Origin of the sequence: Bordetella sp. BOR01, from assembly GCF_019218885.1 — a bacterium.
Classification (GTDB): Bacteria; Pseudomonadota; Gammaproteobacteria; order Burkholderiales; family Burkholderiaceae_B; genus Bordetella_A.
On record NZ_JAHUWT010000002.1, the window covers coordinates 1,279,790 to 1,303,483 of the forward strand.

Consider the following 23,694-nt stretch of genomic DNA (forward strand, 5'->3'; position numbering starts at 1 on the left):
GTGTGAATACGTACGGTTCGGCCTAGTTGGCGCGGATCTGGTGCTTGGCGGCAATCTCGCGGGCATTGGCCAGGTCGCGTTCCATCAAGGTGCGGTACGCCTGCGCGCCGGCGTCGGCCGGGGGGGTTACCACCAGGCCCATTTCTTCCAGCCGGGCGTGCACCGCGGTATCGGCCAGCGCCTGCACCAGCGCCTGGTTCAGTTGCTGGATGACCGCCGCCGGCGTGCCCGCGGGCGCCAGCCATCCGTTGGAACTGTACGCGGTGAAATCCGCCAGGCCGGCTTCGCGCAGCGTGGGAACGTCGGGCAGCAGCGCCGAGCGCTGGTCCGAGGCGATGGCGATGATGCGCAGCTTGCCGTCGCGGTGATTGGGCAGCACGTTGGGCAATTCGTTGAGCGCCGCGTCGACGTTGCCGGCGATCAGGTCGGGCAGGATGGCGCTGCCGCCGCGGTAAGGCACATGCACGAAGGGGATGTCCGCCTTGCTGGCGAATTCGACGATAGCCAGGTGCTGGGCGCCGCCCGCACCGGAACTGCCGATGGAAATGCCTTTGCCCGACTTTGCCGCATAGGCCTTCAGTTCTTCCAGGTCATGAACGGGCAGCTTGGCGCTGACCACCAGGGCCAGCGGCACGCGCGACAGGAAGGCCACCGGCGCGAAGCTGGTCAGCGGGTCGTACGACAGCGACGGGTTGACCGCCGGGTTCACCGCCAGCAGCCCGTTCGAGCCCGACAGCAGGGTGTAGCCGTCGGGCTGGGCGCGCGCCACCGCCTCGGCCCCGATGGCGCCGCCGGCCCCGGGCCGGTTTTCCACGATGAAGGGCTGGCCCAGCCGCTCGGCCAGCTTGGATGCCAGCAAGCGGGTGGCGACGTCGATGTTGCCGCCCGGCGCAAAAGGAACGATCACGCGCACGGGCTGGGCCGGGTAGGGGGCGGCCGCCCAGGCGCTTGTGGATACCAGCAGTGCCAGCGCGGCACAGGAAAGCCAGCGATGCAGGAACATGTGCGTTCTCCTAGTTGGCGGCAGGGACCTTACCGCGCCATGATGGGCATGGCCGCGAAGTCGCGCACGAATGCCTCGGCGAAATCGCAGACCCGCTCGAATGCCACGGCGCCGCGTTGGCCCGAGGTATGCGTCAAATCGGCCCAGGCGCCGCTGGCATTGATCTCGCGGGCATCGGGAAACAGCCCCACCTTGCTGCCTTGGTAGCGGAACCGGGTAGAACTGAGCGCGGCCAGGCCCAGGAACGGGTCCAGGTCGGGCCCCGCCTGGCGATCCAGCCGCACGTCATCGGGATACAGGTGGCACATCAGCGAGGCCAGCGGCTCGCCGCCGTGCCCGATGGCGCCGGGCGGGTCGCCGCGGAATTCGGCCGCGGCAAGATCGCGCGCCACTTCCAGGGGGTCGATGACCGCCATGCCGATGCGCTTGGCGCGCCGCATGGCCCGGGCCAGGATCTCGATCGGCTGGTGATTGTGGCGGTGGCAATTGAACAGCAGCGCCCGCTGGAAGCCATTGCGCGCGGCCGCAGTCATCAAGGCTTCCAGCAATTGGCCGAACAGCGCGTCGGTCAGCCCGAAGGTGCCCGGCAGGCTGTCGTGCAGTTCCGATACCCCATAGTGCAGCGTGGGCATGCGCAGGGCGCCGGTGCGTTCGGCCACCACCTGCGCCAGCCGCTCGCTGACCAGGTAGTCGCAGCCCAGCAATTGGTGCGGGCCATTGCTTTCCACGGTGCCGATCGGCAGCAGCAGCACGGCCCCGCGCTGCGCCGCTTCGGCGACTTCTTCATTGGTCAGGTGGGGAAGAAACGTTTTCTTGTTCATCGGCGCGTATCCGGTGGCGTGGGCAACAACGAGGGGCTGGGGCAGTGCTATGCCTCGAACCATTTTTTGGATACTCTCACGCACGGTGTCTGGAAAAAAAGCGAAATATATTTGATTGATGCTGTCGTTTTATTCGGGGTGGATCGTGATCACTATCAAGCAGGTCGAAGCCTTGCACCAAGTGGCGGTATCGCGCAGCATCGCCGCCGCGGCGCGCAAGCTCTGCACGACCGAATCGGCGGTATCCAAGCGCCTGCAGGAACTGGAACAAAGCCTGAATGTGCCGTTGTTCGACCGCGGCGGCAGGTCGCTGGCCTTGACGGACACCGGCGCCGCCATTCTTTCGGTGGCGGTCGAGCTGCTGGCCAGGCGCGACGCCATGCTGGACATCGCCCACAGCCCGGCCTTCGAGGGCCGGACGTTCCGCTTCGGCATGACCGAGTTCATCGCCGCCAATTGGCTGACTGCGCTGCTGGAAGGCATACGTGCCCAGTACGGGCGGGTGGCGCTCGAGCCGCGCATCGGGCTGACCGATGACTTGCTGCGCGAGCAGGCCCAGGGCGAACTCGATGTCGTGATCGTGCCTAAGTCGGCCCAGTGCGCGGGGCGCGTCGTGTCGCCCTTGTTCATCAGCCGCAATGTCTGGGTGTGCGGCCGGACGCTGCCCTATGGCCCCGGCCCGCTCAGGCCGGAAGACCTGGCCGATGCATCGCTGATCCTGCAACCCAGCAGTTCGACGCTGGATACCACCGTGCGGCAATGGTTTGCCGAGAACAACGCGCCCATGCCCAAGCTGATCTCATGCAACAGCCTGGCGGGCGTCAAGAGCCTGGCGGTGGCGGGCTTCGGCATCGTGCCGCTGCCGCACGCCTATTGCCAGGACGAGTTGAAGGCCGGCGTGCTGCGCGAACTGGTGGTGTTGCCGCCCTTGCCCGCGCGGGTGTACTGCACGGTGCGCATGCCCGGTCCGGCAGCGGGGCTGGCCGCCGGCATGTGCCAGGTGGTGGGCCGCGTGCTGGGCCGCGAGAGTGTTAACGATTGAAAGGGCGCGCGGCTACAGGCCGAAAGTGGCGCGCCGATGTCCTATCATAGACGCGCTATGCCTCAGGCGAGATAATCCGCCTGACCGTACCAGGGAGAGCACGCATGGCCTTCAGGATGCCCAGGTTGAGATTGACTCGGCGTTTCGGAAAGATCCTACTGGCCATTGCGGCTGTCATCCTCATCCTCTTCGGCGTAGCCGCCTGGCAAGTGCCCAAGGTGCTGCGCAGCGCGCTGACCGACGACGTCTCGGGCCTGCTGGGCCGGCCGGTGCAGGTGGGCAAGATCAGCTTCAATCCCTTCACGCTTACCGTGCGGGCCCACGACTTGTCGGTGGCACAGCCCGGCGGCGCCGCGCCCCTGCTCGACGTCGGGCAGCTCGATGTCAGCGCATCCTGGATGTCGTTGTTCTGGTTCGCCCCGGTGGTCGATTCGGTGCGGGTGCAAAGCCCGCGCATCGCCCTGGTGCGCGAAGACGCCATGCGCTTCAATTTTTCCGACATCCAGCAGAAGCTGGCGGACATGGCCGCCGCGCAGCCCGAGCCCGAGCAACCCGACGACAGCGGGCCGCCGCGGTTTTCGCTGAACAACCTGGTGCTGGAAGACGGCAGCATCACGCTGGACGACCAGGTCACCGGCCGCAAGCAACAGGTGGACCAGATCGCGCTGGGCGTGCCTTTCATTTCCACTTTCGGCTATGCCACCGATATCGATGTGCAGCCGCGCGTGCACATGCGCATCAACGGCAGCCCTTTCGACCTGCACGGCGTGGCGCGGCCCTTCGACGTGGTGCCGGCCTCGACCCTGAACGTGGCTTTCCAGGGGCTGGAACTCGAGAAATGGGCCGATGCCTGGCCGGCCCCGTTGCCCATCAAGGTTGAACGCGCCTTGCTCGATTCCGATTTGCAGATCGTGTTCGAGCAGCCGCATGACGCCGCGCCCCAGATCAAGGTCGTGGGTGACCTGGGCTTGCGCCAGCTCGACGTGCGCGAGGCCTCGGGCGAGTCGCTGATCCGCTGGAGCACGCTCGACGTGCGCCGTATCGCGTTGGACCCCATCGCGCGCCAGTTGTCCATCGGGCAGGTCGAACTGTGGTCGCCGATGGCGCAGACGCGGCGCGACGCCAGCCAGCGCGTGAACTGGCTGCATGTCATCGACCAGCTCAAGGCGCTGGGCGGGGGCAAGCCCGCCGAAGCGCCGCCGGTCCAGGCCCCGCCCGCCGAAGCGAATGCGGCAAAGGCGGAAGCGGCCGCCGCCCCGCCCGCCCAGGCCGGCACAGGCGACACCGGGGCAACGGCAGGCAAGCCCGCCTCCCCCCCCGCGCCGCCCGCCGATGGCTGGCGCGTATCGGTCGATGCCGTCAATATCAATGACGCCGGGTTGCGCCTGCGCGATGCTCCCACCGGCCTGGACTACACCCTGGCCGGCATGGCGGTCACTGTGGAAAACGTGCAGTTCCCGCAGCCGCCCGAGCAGCCCATCAATCTTTGGCTGACCATGGATAACCCGGCCGATGGCGGCTGGATCCGCGCCAAGGGGCCCTTGCGCCTGAGCCCGCTGGCACTGGACCTGGACTTGCAGGCCGGCCACCTGGGGCTGGCGCCGTTTGCCGCGGCTGTGCGCAGCCAGGCACCGGTACAGTTGCTCGACGGTTTGCTGGGCGTGCAAGCGCAGGTCAAGGTGGCCGAGCAGGGCGGTGCCACCCAGGTGTCGGCCACCGGCGTCAAGGCCGAGGTGTCGCAATTGGCGGTACGCGACGAATCCGTCAAGCCGGCGGTGGACCTGGCCCTGGGCCAGTTGACGCTGGCGGCCGACCGGCTGGCGCTCGATGGCCAGCCCTCGCCCTTCACGCTGCAGGCGTCGGGCATCCAGGGCAATGGCCAGTTGGCCCTGCAGGGCACGCTGACGCCGCAGCCCCTGGCGCTGCAAACCCAGGTCGACCTGCAAGCCCTGGACCTGGCCACGCTGGCGCCCTATGTCGCATCCAGCCTGAACGCCAACGTGCGTGCAGTGACGGTCGGCGCGCGCGGCCAGGCGGCATTCGCGGCCGCCGCCGGCGGGGCGCCCCTGAAAGCAAGCTGGCAGGGAGCAGTCGATGTCACCGGCCTGGACCTGGCCGACCGCGTCAACCGCGACGACTTCCTGAAATGGAAGCGCCTGGGCCTGGAAGGCATGCAGGTGTCGGTGGATGGCGATAAATTTGCCGCCAACCTGGGCGACATCACGCTCGACGATTTCTACGGCCGCATCCTGCTCAGCGCCGAGGGCCGGCTCAATGTGATGGACCTGGTGGCCGAACCAGGCCAGGCGGGTGGCTCGATCACCCAGGATACCCAGACGCGCGGCCGCACCGCGCGCCCGCCGGACACGGCAGGCCGGTTGCCCGATATCTCGGTCGGCAGCGTCACCTTGAAAAGCGGCCGCATGACGTTCACCGACCGCTTCGTCAAGCCGAACTACACGGCCGAACTGTCGCGCATCGAAGGCGGCTTGTCGGCCGTGTCGTCGCGCAATCCCAAGCCGGCCAAGGTCAAGGTGACCGGCCGGGTGTACGGCACGGCGCCGCTGTCGATCAGCGGCAGCGTGCAGCCGTTCGCCGAATTCCTGGCGCTGGACTTGAAGGCCTCGGCCAAGGGCGTCGATTTGCCGCGCTTCACCACGTATTCGTCGAAGTACGTCGGGTATCCGATCAAGCGCGGCAAGCTGTCGCTGGACCTGGAGTACAAGCTGAAAGACCGGGCCCTGCAGGCCAGCAATCATGTGGTGCTGAACCAGCTTACCTTCGGCGACAAGACCAACAGCCCCGATGCTACCAAGCTGCCGGTCATGCTGGCCGTGGCCTTGCTGAAAGACAGCCGCGGCAATATCGACATCAACCTGCCCATCTCGGGTTCGCTGGACGATCCGCAGTTCTCGGTGGGCGGCATCATCGTGCGCGTGCTGGTCAACCTGGTGGTGAAGGCGGTGACCTCGCCATTCTCGCTGCTGGCGTCGGCGTTCGGCGGCGGTGAAGAACTGTCGTATATCAACTTCGAGCCCGGCAGCGCGGTGCTGGCCGCCGATGCCGACGAGCGCATCGCCACGCTGGCCAAGGCCCTGAACGACAGGCCCGCATTGAAGCTGGACATCATCGGCCGGGCCGATCCTGCCACCGACACCGAAGGCCTGCGCGAGGCCTGGGTCGACCTGCAGATACGCAAGGCCAAGGCCGCCGATACCGGCGGCCGGGGCAAGCACCCCGATCCGCGCAGCGTGACGGTATCGGATGCGGAGCGCGCCGAATACCTGGAAGAGGTCTACGACGACACCGATATCGAGGACAAGCCGCGCAATTTCATCGGCTTTGCCAAGTCGGTGCCGGCCGAGCAGATGGAAACCCTGCTGCGCCAGGCCGCGCCGGTCAACGACGACGACTTGCGCCAACTGGCCGATGCGCGTGCCCAGGCGGTCTACGAGAAGCTGCAGGAAAGCGGCCCGGCCGACCGCATCTTCATCGTGGCATCCAGCCTGGATGGCGAGGCCGGCGAGGGCGACGCCGAACCCTCGCGGGTGGATTTCGCCTTGCAGTGATGGCGTGGCGGCCCGCCGCGCCCACGGTGGGCCGCGGCGCTTACGGGTCTTGCGGTTCGGGCAGGCCGTCGGTGATCTCGGCCACGCCCTGCTTCATTTCGTCGTAGCCGATGTCGCGCTCGTGCTGGAAGCTGCCCATCATGCCCGCACAGCCGTCCACGCCCGACTTGCGCATGTCCAGCATCATGGTTTCGCCGTCATGGCGGCCTTGTTCGAACAGGGCATCGAAGCGATCGGCCTGGTAGCCGAATTCGGTGGCGTAGCGTTGCAGGTTGGCGCGCGCGGTGGCCTTGTGCCGCGCCAGGTCGGGCGGCGCCGCGCCGCACACTTGGGCGGCGCCGTTGGTGGCCCCCGAGGTGGTGATCAGTTGCTCGAAATCCGCCTGGATCTGGGCCTGGGCGGCAGGGGCGCCGGCCAGGCCCATGGCCAGTGCCAGGGCAGTGGTCAGGAGATTGCGCATGGGTTCCATTATGGCAAGGCCTTGCCAAGTCGGCAGCCCCGGCGCGGTGTGGAGTCGTATCAGACTGTGCATGTTTCTTACCTGCCTGCGGGCGGATGCCCGGCCTTCCCCCCGAACCTGGCGAGTCGCACTATGATGGCGGTTTGCCGGGCGATTCCCGCCCGCGCCTTTGCCTGTACCTGGAGAGAATAAATGACTATCAAAGTCGGCGATCGCGTGCCCGATGGCACCCTGACCGAGTTTTTCGAGACCGAAGCCAATGGCTGCTCGCTCGGCCCCAACGCTTTCCAGGTGGCCGACTTGGTCAAGGGCAAGACCATCGCCGTATTTGCAGTGCCGGGCGCCTTCACGCCCACCTGCTCGGCCAAGCACCTGCCGGGCTATGTCGAGCAAGCCCAGGCCCTGAAAGACAAGGGCGTGGACGAAATCTGGTGCGTGGCCGTCAATGATGCCTTCGTGATGGGCGCCTGGGGCCGTGACCAGAAGACCGCCGGCAAGCTGCGCATGCTGGCAGACGGCTCGGCCCACTGGACCCGCGCGCTGGGCCTGGAACTGGACCTGGACGCCCGCGGCATGGGCGTGCGTTCGCAGCGCTATTCCGTATTGCTGAAAGACGGCGTGGTCGCGCAACTGAACATCGAGGCGCCCGGCAAGTTCGAAGTCAGCGACGCCGCCACCATGTTGTCGCAGATCTAGCGTATTGTCGTGACATGCCGCGGGGCGCACGGGGCGCCTGCGCGGTGCCGCCCTTCATGGCGGCAACCCCCGCATCCCATGCTATCCACGATTTCCTCCTTTTCGTCGCTGTACCTGGCGACGCTGCTGATGCTGATCGGCACCGGCCTGTTCAATACCTACATGGGGCTGCGGCTGACCGCTGAATCCGTCAGCGAAGTCTGGATCGGCGCGCTGATCGCCGGCTACTACCTGGGGCTGGTCTGCGGGGCCCGCATGGGCCACAAGCTGATCATCCGCGTGGGCCACATCCGTGCCTTCGTTGCCTGTGCCGCCATTTCCACCAGCATGATCCTGGCCCAGATGCTGGTCGACTACATGCCGCTGTGGCTGGTGTTCCGCCTGGTGGCCGGCATCGTCATGGTGACCCAGCTGATGGTCATCGAAAGCTGGCTGAACGAACAAACCGAAAACCACCAGCGCGGCCGCGTGTTCTCGGTGTACATGGTGGTGTCCGGCCTGGGCACGGTGCTGGGCCAGCTGGCCTTGACCGCCTACGCCTCGCTGGACCAGCGCCCCCTGACCCTGGTGGCGGCCAGCCTGGTACTGTGCCTGGTGCCCATTGCCGTCACGGCGCGCTCGCATCCGCCCACGCCGCTGCCCGCTCCGCTGGACCTGCGCTTTTTTTTCCAGCGCGTGCCGCTGTCGATGACGGTGCTGTTCGTGGCGGGCAATTTGTCCGGCGCGTTCTACGGCCTGGCGCCCGTATATGCGGCCAAGTACGGCATGAGCACATCGCAGGCCGCCATTTTCGTGGCGGCCGGCGTCACCGCGGGCCTGCTGTCGCAATGGCCCATGGGCTGGCTGTCCGACCGCATCAACCGCGCCGGGATGATCCGCTTCAACGCGTTCCTGCTGGTGGTGCTGCCCATCGTGATGTGGGGTTGGTTCAACTTGCCGTTCTGGCTGCTGTTGCTGATGTCGTGCGTGTTCGGCGTGCTGCAGTTCACCCTGTATCCCCTGGGCGCCGCTTTTGCCAACGACCACGTCGAGCCCGAGCGCCGCGTGGGCCTGAGCGCCATCTTGCTGATGACCTACGGCGTGGGCGCCTGCATGGGCCCCATGGTGGCGGGCGTGCTGATGTCCAGCGCCGGCCCCAGCATGTATTACGTGTTCGTGTCGGTGTGCGCGTTGATCCTGGTGTGGCAGGTGCGGCCGGCACGCGTCACGGGCGCGCACCAGGTCGACGAGGCCCCGGTGCATTTCGTGCCGCTGCCCGACAACCTGCAAAGCTCGCCCGCGGCCGCCGCACTGGACCCGCGGGTCGATCTGGAAGTCGACGTCAGCATGGAAATGGCACCGCCCGAACCGGCCGCGGCGCAGGCTCCCGGGCCGGCGCCCGGAATCATCGATCCGTCGCCCGACGGTGCCGAACCGCAGGCACGCACCGGAACGTGATCGACGCACTGCTGACCGCCGACCACTGGAGCACCATGAAACTTCTTGCCGCCATACCCATCATTCGCATCTTTTCCGTGGACAAGGCCAAGGAGTTCTATCTTGGCTTCCTCGGTTTTTCGCTCGAATGGGAGCATCGATTCGAGAAAGACCTTCCTTTGTATGCCGAGATCAAGCGCTCCGGCCTGACCCTGCACTTGAGTGAACACCACGGCGATGCGACACCGGGATCGACGACGTTTGTGCCGATCGAAGACATCGATGCGCTGCACCGCGAACTGACAACGAAGTCGTATCCCTACGCCAGGCCGGGTATTGAAGTCGCCGGCTGGGGACGCGTGTTGGAAGTGGCCGATCCATTCGGCAATCGGATCCGGTTCTGTGAGCGGGCCAAAAACTAAGGGCTTGCGGCGGGGTTGAACGGACCGCTGCACGTGCGGGTCGGCGGTTAGGCCAGCCATCGCATGCGTCAGGGCAGCATCAGCAGAATCGCCGCCACTGCCAGTACCAGCCCCAGCAGGTTCACGTGGCTGAGCGGTTCGCGAAAGGCCAGGGCGCCCACCATCGTGCCCAGTGCGATGACGCCCATGTTCATGGTCGAGAACACCAGCGCGGGATTGTCCGGCAGGGCCTGGTGGGCCCGGATGTAGGTGACGATATTGCCGAAGTTCGCCACGCCCAGCACCACGCCTGCCAGCAGGTGGCGCGGCTGCCAGGCGATGCGCCGCGTCAGCAGATAGCCGGCCATGAAAACGCCGGCCAGGGCAAAGGCGATCAGCAGCGCGCCCGAGAACGCGGCGCCGGCCTTGGCGACCTGCTTGAACAGGATGTCGACCACGCCGTAGGCCACCCATACCCCCAGCGGCCACAGCCAGGCGCTTTCACCCGCGCCCTGGGCATCGGCCGGCTCGCGCCGGCGCAGCACGCAGAACAGCGCCGTGAAGGCCAGGGCAATGGCGCCCGCCTTGCGCAGGGTGATGGCCTCGCCGAACAGCAGGAACGCCGCCAGCAGGGGCAGGAACAGCGACAGCCGCTGCGCGGCATCGCTGCGTACGATGCCGGCGTGACGGACGGATTGCGCCATGGCCATGAAGCCGCAGGGCAACAGCACCCCCAGCGCCAGCAGCAGGCCCCAGGCCTGGCTGGCCGATTCCAGCTGGGCGGCGGACGGCCGCAGCATCAGCCAACTGAGCGCCGCAGTCACCGCATAGTTGGCGGCGATGGCCTGCCTGACGTCGATGCCATAGCGGCGGGCCAGCTTCAGCAGCACCGCCACGCTGACGCTGAAGCCCACGCTGGCCAGCAGGTACAGCAGGCCGGGCGTCAGCGGGAACATGCCGAGGCGGCCTGGTCGGAAGGGGGCAGGGTGCCTTCGGCATGCATGCCCAGGCGTGCCATCAGGCGTGCGTCGGCCTGCACCTGCGGGTTGCCGGTGGTCAACAGCACGTCGCCGCAGAACAGCGAATTGGCGCCGGCCAGAAAGCACAGCGCCTGCATCGTGTCGCTCATGGTCTCGCGGCCGGCCGACAGGCGCACGCGCGCCAGCGGCATCGCGATGCGGGCCACCGCGATGCTGCGCACGAACTCGAAGGGGTCCAGCGCTTCGGTGCCCGCCAGGGGCGTGCCTTCCACTTGCACCAGGTTATTGATCGGCACCGATTCGGGGTAGGGGTCCAGGCTGGCCAGTTGCGCGATCAGGCCGGCGCGCTCGCGGCGCGATTCGCCCATGCCCACGATGCCGCCGCAGCAGACGTTCAGCCCGGCATCGCGCACGCGGTCCAGGGTGTCCAGCCGGTCTTGATACGTGCGGGTGGAAATGATCTGGCCGTAGAACTCGGGCGAGGTATCCAGATTGTGGTTGTAGTAGTCCAGCCCGGCCTCTTTCAATTGTTCGGCCTGGCCGTCGCGCAGCATGCCCAGCGTGACGCAGGTTTCCATGCCCAGTTCCTTCACCGCGCGGATCATCGCGGCCACTTCATCCAGGTGGTGCGGCTTGGGGCTGCGCCAGGCCGCCCCCATGCAGAAGCGCTGCGCGCCGCCGGCCTGCGCGGTGCGGGCGGCGCGCAGCACCTCGTCCAGCGGCATCAGCTTGTCGGCCGCCAGGCCGGTGTCGTAGTGGGCCGATTGCGGGCAATAGGCGCAGTCTTCGGGACAGCCCCCGGTCTTGATCGACAGCAGGCTGGATAGCTGGATGGCGCTGGCGTCGAAGTGCTGCCGATGCACTTGCTGCGCGCGATACAGCAAGTCCATGAAGGGTAATTCGTACAGCGCCAGGATGTCGTCGGCATGCCAGGCCTGGGCAACTGCCCGGGCAGGCCTGGCGATGTCGGAAACAGCAACGGTCGAGGTGTGCATGGCGATCCTTCGCGTAGTCGATGTGGCCAGGCCGGGAAAACGGAGGCCTGGCCCTTAGCGGCGGATCGTAGGGACGTGCGGGGTAGAAAAGCAATTCGGCAAAAAGACTGGCGATTACTGGATCTTGACTGGTAATTGAATGGATATGGCCGTTTTTGGCGCAGTCGTGTCGTTAACCCCGCGCCATCTTCGGCCACTTCGCCCGGCCTGTTTTTAGTGTCTTTTTGTAACTCAACCCATGTCTTGGCTAGCCGGCCATGGGCCGCTTGCTACTTGCCGCTTGCCGTCACTTGGCCGTGGCGCCCGTTGCCTGCACGATCTTCTGCCACCGGGCAATCTCGGCATCGACAAAGCCATCCAGTTGCGCGGCGGGCAGGCTCGACAAGGTGGCGCCCTGGGTCTCGAACGCCTTGCGCACCGCATCGGTTTGCAGCGCACGCATGGCCAGCTGCTGCAACGCCGCCTTCCTGTCCGGCGGCGTATCGGCCGATACCCAGAATCCATACCAGATCGACGCTTCCATATCGGGGCCCCCGGCGGCCTTCATGGCGGGGATATCCGGAAAGTAAGGCGATGGGGTCTTGGTGGTGAACGCCAGCCCGCGCAGCTTGCCCGAACGCAGGAACTGGGCCGATGTGCCCAGCCCGTCGAACATCAGGTCGCAGTGCCCGCCCAGCAAGTCCGCCAATGCCGCGGCGGTACCGGTATAGGGAATATGCGTCATCCGGGTCTGGGTGGCCTCCATGAACATTTCGGCAACCAGGTGCTGCGCGGTGCCCACGCCGGACGAACAGTAGTTCAGCTGTTCCGGGTTGGCCCGCGCGTAGGCGATCAGCGCGGGCACGTCCTTGAAGCGCGACTGCGCATTGACCACCAGCACGTTCGGCACGATGGCCGTCATCACCAGCGGCGTCAACTGCCTGGCCAACTGGAAGCCGCGCGACGGGTAGACGCCCTCGGCAATCGCCTGGTGCACGCCGCCGGACAGCACGGTGTAGCCATCGGCGGGCGCCTGCACCACATGCCGGGTGCCGATGGTGCCGCCGCCGCCAGCCTTGTTCTCGATGACGAAGGTCTGGCCCGAAAGGGTGCCCATCTCGGCGGCAAGGGGGCGGGTAAAAGTGTCCACGCCGCCGCCCGGCCCGTAGGGCACGACGATATGGACGGGCTTGTCGGGAAAGGCGGCCCAGGTTGCAGCGGCCACCAAGGACGCGGCCAGGGCGGCCGCGATACGGCATACCTGAATAGGCATGGTTGTCTCCAGATAAATGGTGCGCCTGCCTGTTTGCCGGCAGGTCGATTTATCTTATGGACCGTATCGGGCAGGGTCCAATGGAGAAACGGGATGGTTCAATTCACGAGCTGAATAGTGATGCCGGCGCCCTGGTGCCCAGCCATCGGGCGGGCACCGGGCCGCAGCCGCTCAGAACGAAATCGTGGCGCCCAGGCGCAGGGTGCGGGGCGGCGACAGCGTGGCGAAGCCATCGGTGAATGTGCCTTCCCAGTAATCCCGGTCGAACAGATTGTCTACGTTGGCGTAGAACGTGACCGGCGTGCCCGAGATCCGGGTGGCGTACTTGGCGCCCACATCGACGCGCGTCCACGAGGGAATGCGCACGTCGTTGCCCGAATCCAGCCATTGCGGACCGGTATAGATCACCCGCCCGCTGACGCTCAGGCCCTCGACCGGGGTCGCCCATTCCAGGCCCAGGTTCGCCAGCCAGTTCGGCGAGCCGAACACGTCATTGCCCTGGTTGCCGTTGCCCACCGATGAACGCTGCTCGGCGGTCAGGTACGACACGCCGCCCAGGACTGTCAGCGTACGCGTCAACTGGCCGTTGACTATCCATTCGAGGCCGCGGTTGCGCTGCTTGCCGGTGGCGAGCCGGTTGCCGCTGTCTTCGGCGATGCTGCCCAGGAAGCTCTTGTCGATCTGGAACGCGCTGAAGGTATGGGTGAAGCCGCCGCGGCGCAGCTTGACGCCGGCTTCCATCTGCTTCGAAGTGGTGGGCTTGAATGTCTGGCCCTCGTTCAGGTAGCCCAGGCCGACGGTCTGGCCGGGCTGCAGTCCTTCGACGTAGTTGGCATAGAAGGACGTGTCCTCGCCCCATGGCTTGACTACGATGGCGGCCATGGGCGTCACCTTCGATTCATCGTAGTCGGTGTTGCGCGACTGCCGTACCCGTTGATAGCGCCCGCCCAGCGTCAGCAGCACCTTGTCTTGCGCAAAGCCCAGGGTATCGGACAGCGCAACCGAGCTCATCAGGTTGTCGTAGCCATTGCCGCCCGTGCGTTCGGGGCTGTCCGGAAACACCGGCCTGACCGGATCATAGATATTCTGTGGAAAGCCGGCGTTGGCGCGGTTGTAGACGTCCTGCTCGTAGCTGGCCAGGTTGCCGGCCAGCGTCACCGCATGGGAAATGCCGCCCGTCTGGAAGCGGCCGCGCAGGCCGACCTCGCCGACGCGGCTCTGCTCGGTGGAGTCGACGTTGTACACATACCCGATGGCAGAGCCGTCTGTGCCGGTGACCACGGTGCGGGTACCGAACATCAAGCCGCGGCCCCGCGAATTCGAGCCGCCGAAGGCCGCGTAGGCGGACAGGCTGTCGGTCAGGTCCACCTCGCCGCGCAATGCAAAGCCGTGATCGCGCTGCACGCCGCTGGTGCCACGGAACAGGTTGGACGAATTGTCGGGCGGCGCGACCAGCGTGCCCAGCCTGGCCATTTCATACATGGCGGGGCTGCCGTTCTCGATATCTTCCCGGCTGCTGTAGGCATCCAACGACAAGCGCCAGCCGTCGCCGGCATAGTCCAGCCCCAGCGCGCCCAGTTCGCGGCCCTTGCGCTGGCCCGATACGCCGGTTTCGCCATTGCCGTAGACGCCGTTGAAGCGTATGCCCAGCCGCTGGTCGTCGCCGAAACGCCGGCCGACGTCGACATGCGCCTGGCCATAGCCCTTGCTGACGTAAGACGTGGTCAGTTCGGCAATGGGTTCGGATCCTGCCCGCTTGGGCACCAGGTTGATCATGCCGCCCAGGCTGGACATCGGGCCCATGCCCGTCAGCATGGCGCTGGGGCCGCGCAGCACTTCGACCCGCTCGATGAATTCGATCGGCACGTGCGCGAACGGCATGACGCCGAACAGCCCGTTGAAGCCCATGTCGGCGCCATCCACCTGCAGGCCGCGAATGGTGAAGTGCTCGTACATGTGGCCCGCGTTGGTCGTGGTGCGCACCGACGGATCGTTGAGCAGCACTTCTCCGACGGTGCGCGCCTGCCGGTCCTGGATGAGTTGCGAGGTGTACGAGGTCGTGCTGAACGGCGTGTCCATCACGTCCTGGTTGCCCAGTATGCCCAGCCGCGAGCCGGTCGCCACCAGGCCGCCGGGCGCGGCAGGCGGCAGCGCCTCGGGATCGATCTGGCCCTGCACCGTGATGGGCGACAGGGTGGTCGCGGTTTGCGCCATCGCGAATGCGGGCAGGGTCATGGCCGTGAACAGCCATGCGTACATGGCAGGTGCGGCGTAGCGCGAGATCGCGGTCTTGTTCATGCGGTCAGATGGGATCAGGGCGAAAGCGGGTTGCAGGGGCGGGAAACATGCGCGAGCCTTGCCGGTAGCGGCGCTGCGCGCGGTATGCCAGGTAGCACAGCAGGCCGGCCGCGATGGCGAAGAAGCCATCCACGAAAAAATAGGCGGACAGGTAGGCCGTGCCGGGTTGCGAGTACACGGACAGGATGCTGGATAGCGGCACCAGTGCGCTGGCCACCGCGGCGCCCAGCAGCAAGCCCGCCGACGAACGCGCGGCGCCCAGCCAGAACGCCATGGCCAGATAGGCAACGAACACCCCGTAGTAGGCATAAGACGCAATGCTGGCCTGGCTTGCCGCGGTGCTGGCCAGCCAGCGGGCCGCCACGATGCCGGCCGACAGCCCGGCCACGCAGCCCAGGCAGGCGCCCACGGTCAGCGATGAAAGCCAGCGCACGTGGCGCGGCTGCACGGCCGCGGGCTGCCCCGGGCGGCTTTTCTTCAGGCGGGCTTCGATCCACAGCAAGTTGCCGGAATAGAACACCAAGGCGCCCAGCACCCCCAGGATCACGTACAGGATCCGCACCGGCAGGCCGCCGAAATTGCCAAAGTGCAGCCCGAAGAAGCTGCTCAAGGTAGCGGCCATCGCAGTCTGGTGGCCCGGCAGGTAGGTGGTTTCGCCCAACTGGCCGGAAAACTGGTCGATGAAGGCGTAGCCGATGCGGCCATCGCGCAGGAAATGGCGCTCGTCGGCGCCGGCCACGCGCACCTCGGGGTTTTGCGTGCCGTCGCGGCCAGTGGAATAGATCAGCGCGCGCGGCTCGAAGGCAGGCGCCGCCTGCCGCAGGTGGGCAAGCAACTCTGACGGGGCCAGCGCCCGCATGGCATCAGGGGCCTGCGGCGGGCTGGGCGCTGCCAGCGCGGCGGCGTAGGGGTCCTTGCCGGCGGGGTAGATCATTTTCCCCTGGGCCGAGTAGATCCAGTCGTGCAGCCCGAAAGTCACTGCCGTCAGCGCCATGACGATATGAAATGGCAGGCTGGTGAGGCCCAGCACATTGTGGGCATCCAGCCACATGCGCCTGACGTTGTGCGTGATGCGCAACAGGAACAGGTCCTTGACCAAAGAGGGCAGCAGCACCACTACGCCCGCAATCAGCGCCACGGCGTACAGCAGGCTGACGATGCCGATGATGGGTTCGGAAGTTTCCAGGTCCATCGGCAGGCCGCCCTTGCGGTGCACGTCGTCGACAAAGTCACCCACCGTCTGCCCGCTGCGCAGGTCGGTTCCCGCGGCCGCGTTGCCGATGTGCCGCAACCGGCCCGCCTGATCCAGATACGCCAGCCGGTGCTCGCCTTCGGCTGTGTAGTAGATGCGCGCCGCCGCGTCTTCGCGGTGCGGCAGGGCCAGCATCGCCCTGGCCGGCGGATGGGTGTCCGGGTGAAAAAATGCGGCGGCAAGCGCGTCGATATTGGCGCTGCCTGCGGGCAGCTGTTTGTCGGCCTGCGTCCACAGCGTGATTTCGGGTTTGAATATCGCCAGCGCGCCCGCATAGAAGGCGATGAACAGCATGATGCTGGACAGGATGCCCGTCCACGTATGCACGACTTTGAATTTGCGTACGGTCTCGGTGTTGATGCCCATGCGTGTGCTACCTGGCTACCCCGTAAAAGACCAACGCCGCGATGGCATTGGCAAGCAGCAGCCATAGCCAGCATGCCCGCCGGCTGGGCGCCAGGAACATCACCGAAACGATGGCCACCCATAATGGCGCCACGCTCCACATGACGAGCTGGTATTGGGCCGGGTCCGGGTCTTGTCCGATGCCGAGCAGGACGTTCAGGCAGCCGCTTGCCAGCAATGCCAGGGGAAAGCCCAGCACGGTACTGACCAGGCCATGATGCAGCAGCAAGGATTCCGGGACGGGGCCGGGCTTTGCCCGCCGGCGCCGGCCCGGTGCCTCAGCAGTCATGGCGGGCCGGGCGCGCGGAACGGACGGAGCGGTTGCGATAGCCGCGCAAGGCCGAGACCAGCGGAATGCCGACCATCAGGTAGAGCAGGGCGACCGCAATGGCCACAGCCAGGCTCAGGAAGCTGGCCAGCATGGCGGCCGCGCACGCCGTCAAGGCGACGGTCAGCGGCCATCCCAGCGCACCGCGGATTCGGCGCGTGGCCCGCTTGGTCGACAGGTTGGCCAGGATGCTGGCGAGTGCAAGCGCCAGCAGGCTGATCAGCGGGAATGCCATGGGGTTTACTATTTACTGATTATGCGAATTATTCCTATTCTAGTTAATAAGTACCGCACTGTAAATCCTTGCCGTGGGAAGCGCTCGGCGTTCAGCGCCCATCCACCTCGACAATCGCCTGGGCAAACGCCCGCGGCGCCTCTTGCGGCAAGTTGTGGCCCACGCCGTCCGCCAGGGTGATGTGCTTGTACTTGCCCACGAAACGCCTGGCATAGGCGGCCGGGGGCGGGTGCGGCGCGCCGTTGGCCTCGCCTTCCATGGTGATGGTGGGGATGGTGATCGACGGTTGCACGGCCAGGCGCTTTTCCAGTGCGTCGTATTGGCGTTCGCCATCGGCCAGGCCCAGGCGCCAGCGGTAATTGTGGATGGTGATGGCAACGTGGTCGGGGTTGTCCAGGGCCTGTGCCGATCGGTCGAAGGTGGCTTGGTCGAAATCCCATTTCGGCGAGGCGGTGCGCCAGATCAGCCGGGCGAATTCCTTGCGGTTGGCTTCGTAGCCCAGGCGGCCGCGCTCGGTGGCGAAGTAATACTGATACCACCAGGCCAATTCGGCTTCGGGCGGCAGCGGCGCCTGGTTCGCCGCGGGGCTGCCGATCAGGTAGCCGCTGACCGACACCATGCCCGTGAAGCGCTCGGGCCACAGCGCCGCCAGGATGTTGGCCGTGCGCGCGCCCCAGTCGTAGCCGCCCAGCACCGCCTGCCGGATCTGCAGCACATCCATCAGCGCGATGATGTCCAGCGCCACCACCGATTGCTGGGCGTTGCGCATCGTGTCGTCCGACAGGAAGCGCGTGGACCCGTAGCCGCGCAGGTAGGGCACGATCACCCGGTAGCCGGCCGCCGCCAGGCGCGGCGCCACTTCGGCATAGCTGTGGATGTCATAGGGCCAGCCATGCAGCAGAATGACCGGCTTGCCGTGGGCGGGGCCCACGTCGGCATAGCCGATGTCCAGCATGCCGGCTTCGATCTGTTTGATGCGGGCAAACGCGCCGGGTGGCGTCGCCGCGGCGGACAGGCGGTTCGCCTGCGCCGCCGGGTCGGCAGCGCGGGCCGGCGCCGCCTGGGCCAGCCCGGCCCAGGCCAGGCTGGCGGCCGTGGTGCCCAGGAAAAGACGGCGCCGCGTGTTGATCGGTTCTGACATGCGCAAGCTCCCACAAGGTTGGTAGAGGGGGCTTGTCGCCATGGCCAGGCGATGCCGGCCTACCCTCTGCGTTTCGTGACTGCTTGCATTACAGCGGCTGCATGTATCGGGAGCTTGTCCTTTGCGGCCTTGTCACGTACCTGTGCGTATCGGCGCGGGGCGGCAATACAGTGCGATACAGCGCGGCGGGCCGGCCTGATCAGGGCGTGATCGTCGTCAACTGCTTTTCCAGCGCGCGCATGTCTTCGTAGCCCATCAGTTCCATGATGTCTTCGATGCCCACCAGCATGTCGGGGCGATGAACGGGTTCGCCCGTGGCGATGACGTTCTTCATTTCTTCAAGCGCGTTGCGCATTCCGTAGATCGCGGCTGCCGGCAGCATGCGCGGCAGGCTGATGCGCTTGACGCCCAGCTTCTTGAGCACGGGAATGGGAATCAGCGGCGTGGTGGGGCGCTGGCGGATGCCGAAGCCCATGTTGATGGTGATCGGCACGCCGGCGGCCTCGACGATCTGGCCAATATCTTCGGGCGTCTTGACCGCGTCGGGGAAGATGACATCGGCGCCCGCCGCGGCATAGGCCCGGGCACGGCGCGCGGCGCCTTCGATACCCTCGACCGCCAGGGCGTCGGTACGGGCAATGATGACGAAATCGTCGTCGCGCCGGGCCAGGCAGGCCGCTTCGATTTTCTTCACCATTTCTTCCAGGGGAACCACATCCTTGCCCGGCATGTGGCCGCAACGCTTGGGGCTGACCTGGTCTTCCAGGTTGATGCCGGCCACGCCCGCCTCTTCGAACATGCGCACGGTATGGAAGACATTTACCGGGTTACCGTATCCGGTGTCGGCATCGGCCGTCAGCGGGATATCGACCGACCGGGCCAGCATGCGGCAGTGATTGACGTTCTCTGTCAGCCCCATGACGCCGATATCGGCGATCCCGAGCAGGGCATTGGACAGCGCGGCACCGCTGGTGCATGCCGTCTTGAACCCCGCGGCCTGCACCAGGCGAAGGCTGTAGCCATCGTAGACACCCGGCGAGACAATGAATTCGGCAGTGTTGAGAAGGTCTCGAAACTTCTTGGCGGCGGATGTCATGGGTGTCTGGTTCCTCTGGACGGCAGATTGCGGCACTTTGCGTGCGGATTCGGCCGTATTATTCATTTCGGCTGGCCAAAGTGTCAACTCTTTTAGGAAAGCTGCTGGTGCGGGATCCCTGGATACTACGTAACGAAAGGGAAATTTCCACAGAGGACCGAGCCGTCGGGCGCTGCTTGGGTTTTAGTGTTGACAGTTTTTCGCAGGCGTCCTATTCTTTTAGTGCTGAGTAGAAGGGATTTTCATGAAAGCGTCGTTTCTCCTGGGGGGTATCCCGACCTTTTACGCCGATGTGGCGCACGTGGCGGGCCGCTACGGGGTCGAGGTCGCAACTCTTCCTTATGTCATTCGCACCCTGCTGGAAAACCTGCAGCGCCACCGGCTTTGGGGCCGTCCGGTGCAACAGGCCGAAATCCAGGCGGCCGTTCAATGGCAGCACAATATTTCCACGCAGATCTCGCTGCACGTCGAGCGCGTGATCCTGCCCGATTCGAGCGGCCTGCCGGTCCTGCAAGACCTGGCCGCCTTGCGCGATGCCGTCAGGGCGGGCGGGGGCGATTCGGCCGGGGTCGATACCCGCGTGCCCGTGGACCTGATCGTCGATCATTCCCTGCAAGTCGATACCTGGGGCTGCGACGATGCGGTGCGCAAGAACCTGGACGCCGAATTCGCCCGCAATGAAGAGCGATACCGCTTTCTCAAGTGGGCGCAGCAGGCTTTTGGCGGCCTGCGCGTGTTTCCGCCCGGAACCGGCATCATCCATCAGGTCAATCTCGAGAAACTGGCAACCGTCGTCAGCGTGGGCGAACACGGCGGCCAGCAGTGGGCATACCCCGACTTCGTCATCGGCGGCGATTCCCATACCCCCATGATCAACGGCCTGGGGGTGCTGGGCTGGGGCGTGGGCGGCATCGATGCCGAATCGGCGCTGCTGGGCCGGGCATACACTTTTCCCATTCCCGAGGTGGTGGGCGTCGAACTCAAGGGCGCATTCCGCAACCCGGTCACCCCGACCGATGCCGCATTGCTGGTCACGCAGCGCTTGCGCAGCGCAGGGGTGGCGGGCTGCATGGTCGAGTTCTTCGGCGAGGCACTGGCCGCGCTGCCGGTGGCCGACCGGGCCACGATCGCCAATATGGCACCCGAGTACGGCGCCACCTGCGGCTTCTTTCCCATCGATGGCCAGACCTTGCGCTACTTGCACCTGACCGGACGCTCGGCGGCGCACCTCGAGGCCATCGAGGCGTATGCCCGGGCGAACCATCTTTGGCGCGACAACCCCGTCTCTGCCGATGTGCAGTACGCCAGGACCATCACCATCGACCTGGCACAAGCCGAACCCTGCATGAGCGGCCCCAGGCGTCCGCAAGACCGGCTGCCGATCGGCCAATTGGCCGACGATTTCACGAGGCGCCTGCCCCAGGCGCCTGCCGAAGGCGGATTCGGCGTGGCGCCGGACGCGCTGGCCCGCCCGGCAGGCAGCGCCGGGTTGCGCCATGGCAGCATCGTGGTGGCCGCCATCACGTCGTGCACGAATACGTCCAATCCCTCGGTCATGCTGACCGCCGCGCTGGTGGCGCGCCACGCGCGCCAGCGCGGCATCGTGCCGCCGCCGTGGGTCAAGCGGTCGCTGGCACCGGGATCGCGCACGGTCACCGATTATCTCAGCCATACCGGCTTGCTGGGCGACCTGGAGGCCCTGGGTTTCGGCGTGATCGGCTACGGATGCACGACCTGTGGCGGAAAGTCCGGCCCCTTGTCGCCCGAAGTGGTGCAGGACATCACGGCCAATCAATGGGTCGTGTGCGCGGTGCTGTCGGGCAATCGCAATTTCGAGGGGCGCATCCACAAGCTGGCGCGCGCCAACTACATCGGCTCGCCACCGCTGGTGGTGGCTTACGCGCTGGCCGGGCGCGTCGACATCGATTTTTCCAAAGAGCCGCTCGGGGTCGATCCATCGGGCAATGCCGTGTGGCTGCGCGACCTGTGGCCCAGCGAGGCGCAAGTACGCGAACTGATGGACCAGGCCCTGTCTCCGCAAGGCTTTCGCAAGGTATGGGACCTGGAGCCCGAGGGCGCGTCGCAGTGGGAACAACTGGCGGCGGGGGCGGGGCACCATTGGGAATGGGACCCGGCATCGAGCTACCTGGTCGAGCCGCCATTTTTCAAGATGCCGGCGCGGCAGTTCGGCCAGGACCTGAGCGGGGCGCGCGTGCTGGGGCTGTACGGCGATTCGCTGACCACCGATCACATTTCGCCCAGCGGCGAGATTCCCGCCGAGACCCCGGCCGGCCAGTATTTGCTGGGCTTGGGCGTGGCGCAACAGGATTTCAATAGCTACGTGGCCCGGCGCTGCAATTTCGAGGTCATGACGCGCGCCACGTTCGGCAATATCCGTATCCGCAATCTGCTTGTGCCCGACACCGAAGGCAGCTGCACGCGCCACTTTCCCAGTGGCGACGTGCTCAGCCTCTATGACGCCAGCCGCCGGTACATGGCCGACGGCACGGCCACCATCGTCCTGGCGGGCAAGGAATACGGCACGGGCAGCAGCCGCGACTGGGCTGCCAAGGGAACGGCCTTGCTGGGTGTGCACGCCGTGCTGGCGAAATCGTTCGAGCGCATCCATCGGGCCAACCTGGTGGGAATGGGCGTCGTGCCGTTCCAGTTCGAGCCCGGCGAAGGTTGGCAAGAGCTGGGCCTGGACGGCAGCGAGACATTCGCGTTCTATGGTGTGGCCGAAGGGATACGCCAGGGTAGCGCCGTGCGGGTCGTGGCAACGCGCGCCGGCGCCGCCATCGAATTCACCGTCCGCCCGCAAGTGCTGACGCAATCCGAACGCGAACTGCTGTTCCAGGGCGGCATCCCGGCCAGCGTGCTGGCAGATTATCTGCAGTAATCCCATCTGGACTCAAGGAAACCAACATGGCAAGACCTTTGGATACCCTCCTGACCAATACGCTTGTGTTCCTGGAAGGGCAGGGCCTGGTGCCGGGGGCGATAGGCATCGCCGACGGCAAGATCGCATTGATCGGCAGCCACGGGCAAGACATGCCTGCCGCGCGCGTAGTCATCGATTGCCAGGGCTTGTGGACGCTGCCGGGCGTCATCGATCCGCACGTGCATTTCGGGTTCGGGTCGCCGGAAACCGACTTCGAGACCGAATCGCGCACCGCGGCGCTGGGCGGCACGACCAGCGTCATTTCGTTTCACCGTTCGGCCGACATCCGCGAAAGCTTCGATGCCGCCAAGGCGCGGGCCGAAAGCCAGAGCTGCATCGACTTCGGCTTTCATTTCGGCATTACCAGCCGCCTGCATGTGGAAACGCTGGACGAGATCTCGCGCCGCTTCGGCGTAAGCTCCTACAAGCTGTACATGATGTACAAGGGCGCGGCAGGCTTGTCCAAGGGTTTCACCGATATCGACGACGGCCTGTTGTGGGGGGCCTTGCAGGCCACGCGCGACATCCCCGGCGCGATCCTGGGCGTGCATTGCGAGAACGTCGAGGTCATCCCGTGGCTGCGCGACCCGCTGCGCGCGGCCGGCCGCGACGACCTGGCCGCCTGGAACGAGCAAAGCCCCGATTTCCTGGAAGCCGAGAACGTGCACCGCGTTTGCTACTTCGCCGGCAAGACGGGCACCGCCGTAAATATCGTGCACCTGAGCAGCCGCGAAGCCCTGCGCGAGGTTCGCCGCCACCGCGGCGACGGCCGCACCGCGCCGATCTACGTCGAGACCTGCCCGCACTACCTGTTTCTTGACGATCGCAGCCCCGCGGGCACCTATGCCAAAGTGAACCCGCCGGTGCGTTCGGCGGCCGATATCGACGCCATGTGGGAAGGCGTATGCGACGGCGCCATCACCACCATCGGCTCGGACCATGTGCCGCGCAAGCGCGCCACCAAAGACAAGGATATCTGGGCAGCCAGCAATGGTTTCCCGGGCACGGGAATGATCTTGCCGATTCTGTTGCACGAAGGCTATCACCGCCGCCAGGTTCCGCTCGAGACGCTGATCAAGGTGGCAAGCAGCACCGCGGCCCGCATCTATGGCATGCCAGGCAAGGGGCGCATCGCGGTGGGCAACGACGCCGACCTGCTGATTGTCGACCCCGATCTCGAAAAAACCGTCAACCCGGGCGAACTGGAGTCGCACGCCGACTATTCGCCCTACGAAGGCATGGCCTTCAGGGGGTGGCCGGTGCGCACACTGGTGCGCGGCCGCACGGTCGCACTCGATGGCAAGATCGTCGATGCCGTGCGCCAGGCGCCGGACGGGCGTTATCTGCGGCGCCTTTGATCAAA

General features: G+C 66.2%; 19 protein-coding genes. 7 read left to right on the forward strand and 12 right to left on the reverse strand.

Annotation, left to right across the window (positions count from 1 at the left end):
* Window positions 1–22: 22 nt before the first annotated feature.
* Together KW845_RS13825 and KW845_RS13830 are read right to left on the reverse strand one after the other, a co-directional pair.
* Window positions 23–1,003, reverse strand: a complete 981-nt coding sequence (locus KW845_RS13825) for a tripartite tricarboxylate transporter substrate binding protein (RefSeq protein ID WP_218369786.1) — start codon at window positions 1,001–1,003, stop codon at window positions 23–25.
* 29 nt (window positions 1,004–1,032) lie between these two features.
* Complete coding sequence (locus KW845_RS13830; protein ID WP_218369787.1) at window positions 1,033–1,824, reverse strand: creatininase family protein; 792 nt, start codon at window positions 1,822–1,824, stop codon at window positions 1,033–1,035.
* Between the two features lie 145 nt (window positions 1,825–1,969).
* On the opposite strand from KW845_RS13830, the gene KW845_RS13835 reads away from it, so the two are divergent.
* Both KW845_RS13835 and KW845_RS13840 read left to right on the forward strand, forming a co-directional pair.
* Window positions 1,970–2,866, forward strand: coding sequence for a LysR family transcriptional regulator (locus KW845_RS13835; RefSeq protein ID WP_218369788.1), 897 nt, complete (start codon window positions 1,970–1,972; stop codon window positions 2,864–2,866).
* A 104-nt stretch (window positions 2,867–2,970) separates the two neighbouring features.
* Entirely contained in the window at window positions 2,971–6,435 is a 3,465-nt protein-coding gene (locus KW845_RS13840) for a DUF748 domain-containing protein (RefSeq protein ID WP_218369789.1), read from the forward strand.
* Between the two features lie 40 nt (window positions 6,436–6,475).
* On the opposite strand, the gene KW845_RS13845 is transcribed toward KW845_RS13840, so the two are convergent.
* The gene (locus KW845_RS13845) at window positions 6,476–6,895 is read right to left on the reverse strand and encodes a hypothetical protein (protein ID WP_255592597.1); all 420 of its coding nucleotides are present in this window, start codon (window positions 6,893–6,895) and stop codon (window positions 6,476–6,478) included.
* 192 nt (window positions 6,896–7,087) lie between these two features.
* Between KW845_RS13845 and KW845_RS13850 the strand changes: the two genes are divergently transcribed.
* The 3 genes from KW845_RS13850 to KW845_RS13860 all read left to right on the forward strand — a co-directional run bounded on the left by KW845_RS13850 (window position 7,088) and on the right by KW845_RS13860 (window position 9,429).
* Window positions 7,088–7,591, forward strand: a complete 504-nt coding sequence (locus tag KW845_RS13850; RefSeq protein ID WP_218369791.1) for a peroxiredoxin — start codon at window positions 7,088–7,090, stop codon at window positions 7,589–7,591.
* Window positions 7,592–7,669: 78 nt separating this feature from the next.
* Complete coding sequence (locus tag KW845_RS13855) at window positions 7,670–9,028, forward strand: MFS transporter (protein WP_218369792.1); 1,359 nt, start codon at window positions 7,670–7,672, stop codon at window positions 9,026–9,028.
* Between the two features lie 35 nt (window positions 9,029–9,063).
* Window positions 9,064–9,429, forward strand: a complete 366-nt coding sequence (locus KW845_RS13860; RefSeq protein ID WP_218370032.1) for a glyoxalase superfamily protein — start codon at window positions 9,064–9,066, stop codon at window positions 9,427–9,429.
* Between the two features lie 68 nt (window positions 9,430–9,497).
* Here the strand turns inward: KW845_RS13860 and KW845_RS13865 are convergent, their stop codons facing one another.
* From KW845_RS13865 to KW845_RS13905, 9 genes are all read right to left on the reverse strand, one after another.
* Entirely contained in the window at window positions 9,498–10,355 is an 858-nt protein-coding gene (locus KW845_RS13865) for an EamA/RhaT family transporter (RefSeq protein WP_218370033.1), read from the reverse strand.
* The gene (bioB, locus tag KW845_RS13870) at window positions 10,352–11,383 is read right to left on the reverse strand and encodes a biotin synthase BioB (protein ID WP_218369793.1); all 1,032 of its coding nucleotides are present in this window, start codon (window positions 11,381–11,383) and stop codon (window positions 10,352–10,354) included. Before bioB ends, KW845_RS13865 begins: the two co-directional genes overlap by 4 nt.
* A gap of 286 nt (window positions 11,384–11,669) precedes the next feature.
* Window positions 11,670–12,635 (reverse strand): tripartite tricarboxylate transporter substrate binding protein, encoded by a 966-nt coding sequence (locus tag KW845_RS13875; RefSeq protein ID WP_218369794.1) that lies wholly within the window; start codon window positions 12,633–12,635, stop codon window positions 11,670–11,672.
* A gap of 171 nt (window positions 12,636–12,806) precedes the next feature.
* A complete protein-coding gene (locus tag KW845_RS13880; protein ID WP_218369795.1) occupies window positions 12,807–14,933 on the reverse strand; it encodes a TonB-dependent siderophore receptor in 2,127 nt (708 codons plus the stop codon).
* Window positions 14,934–14,937: 4 nt separating this feature from the next.
* Window positions 14,938–16,551 (reverse strand): PepSY domain-containing protein, encoded by a 1,614-nt coding sequence (locus tag KW845_RS13885; protein ID WP_218369796.1) that lies wholly within the window; start codon window positions 16,549–16,551, stop codon window positions 14,938–14,940.
* A gap of 7 nt (window positions 16,552–16,558) precedes the next feature.
* Complete coding sequence (locus tag KW845_RS13890) at window positions 16,559–16,879, reverse strand: hypothetical protein (RefSeq protein ID WP_218369797.1); 321 nt, start codon at window positions 16,877–16,879, stop codon at window positions 16,559–16,561.
* Window positions 16,869–17,153 carry a hypothetical protein gene (locus tag KW845_RS13895; protein ID WP_218369798.1) on the reverse strand — a complete coding sequence of 95 codons (285 nt, stop codon included), beginning with the start codon at window positions 17,151–17,153 and terminating at the stop codon, window positions 16,869–16,871. The genes KW845_RS13890 and KW845_RS13895 overlap by 11 nt, the downstream gene beginning before the upstream one ends.
* 91 nt (window positions 17,154–17,244) lie before the next feature.
* Complete coding sequence (locus KW845_RS13900) at window positions 17,245–18,294, reverse strand: alpha/beta fold hydrolase (protein ID WP_218369799.1); 1,050 nt, start codon at window positions 18,292–18,294, stop codon at window positions 17,245–17,247.
* 199 nt (window positions 18,295–18,493) lie between these two features.
* Window positions 18,494–19,390 (reverse strand): oxaloacetate decarboxylase, encoded by an 897-nt coding sequence (locus KW845_RS13905; protein ID WP_218369800.1) that lies wholly within the window; start codon window positions 19,388–19,390, stop codon window positions 18,494–18,496.
* A gap of 244 nt (window positions 19,391–19,634) precedes the next feature.
* On the opposite strand from KW845_RS13905, the gene acnA reads away from it, so the two are divergent.
* Together acnA and KW845_RS13915 are read left to right on the forward strand one after the other, a co-directional pair.
* Complete coding sequence (acnA, locus tag KW845_RS13910) at window positions 19,635–22,289, forward strand: aconitate hydratase AcnA (RefSeq protein WP_218369801.1); 2,655 nt, start codon at window positions 19,635–19,637, stop codon at window positions 22,287–22,289.
* Window positions 22,290–22,315: 26 nt separating this feature from the next.
* Window positions 22,316–23,689 (forward strand): dihydroorotase family protein, encoded by a 1,374-nt coding sequence (locus tag KW845_RS13915; RefSeq protein WP_218369802.1) that lies wholly within the window; start codon window positions 22,316–22,318, stop codon window positions 23,687–23,689.
* Window positions 23,690–23,694 lie beyond the last annotated feature (5 nt).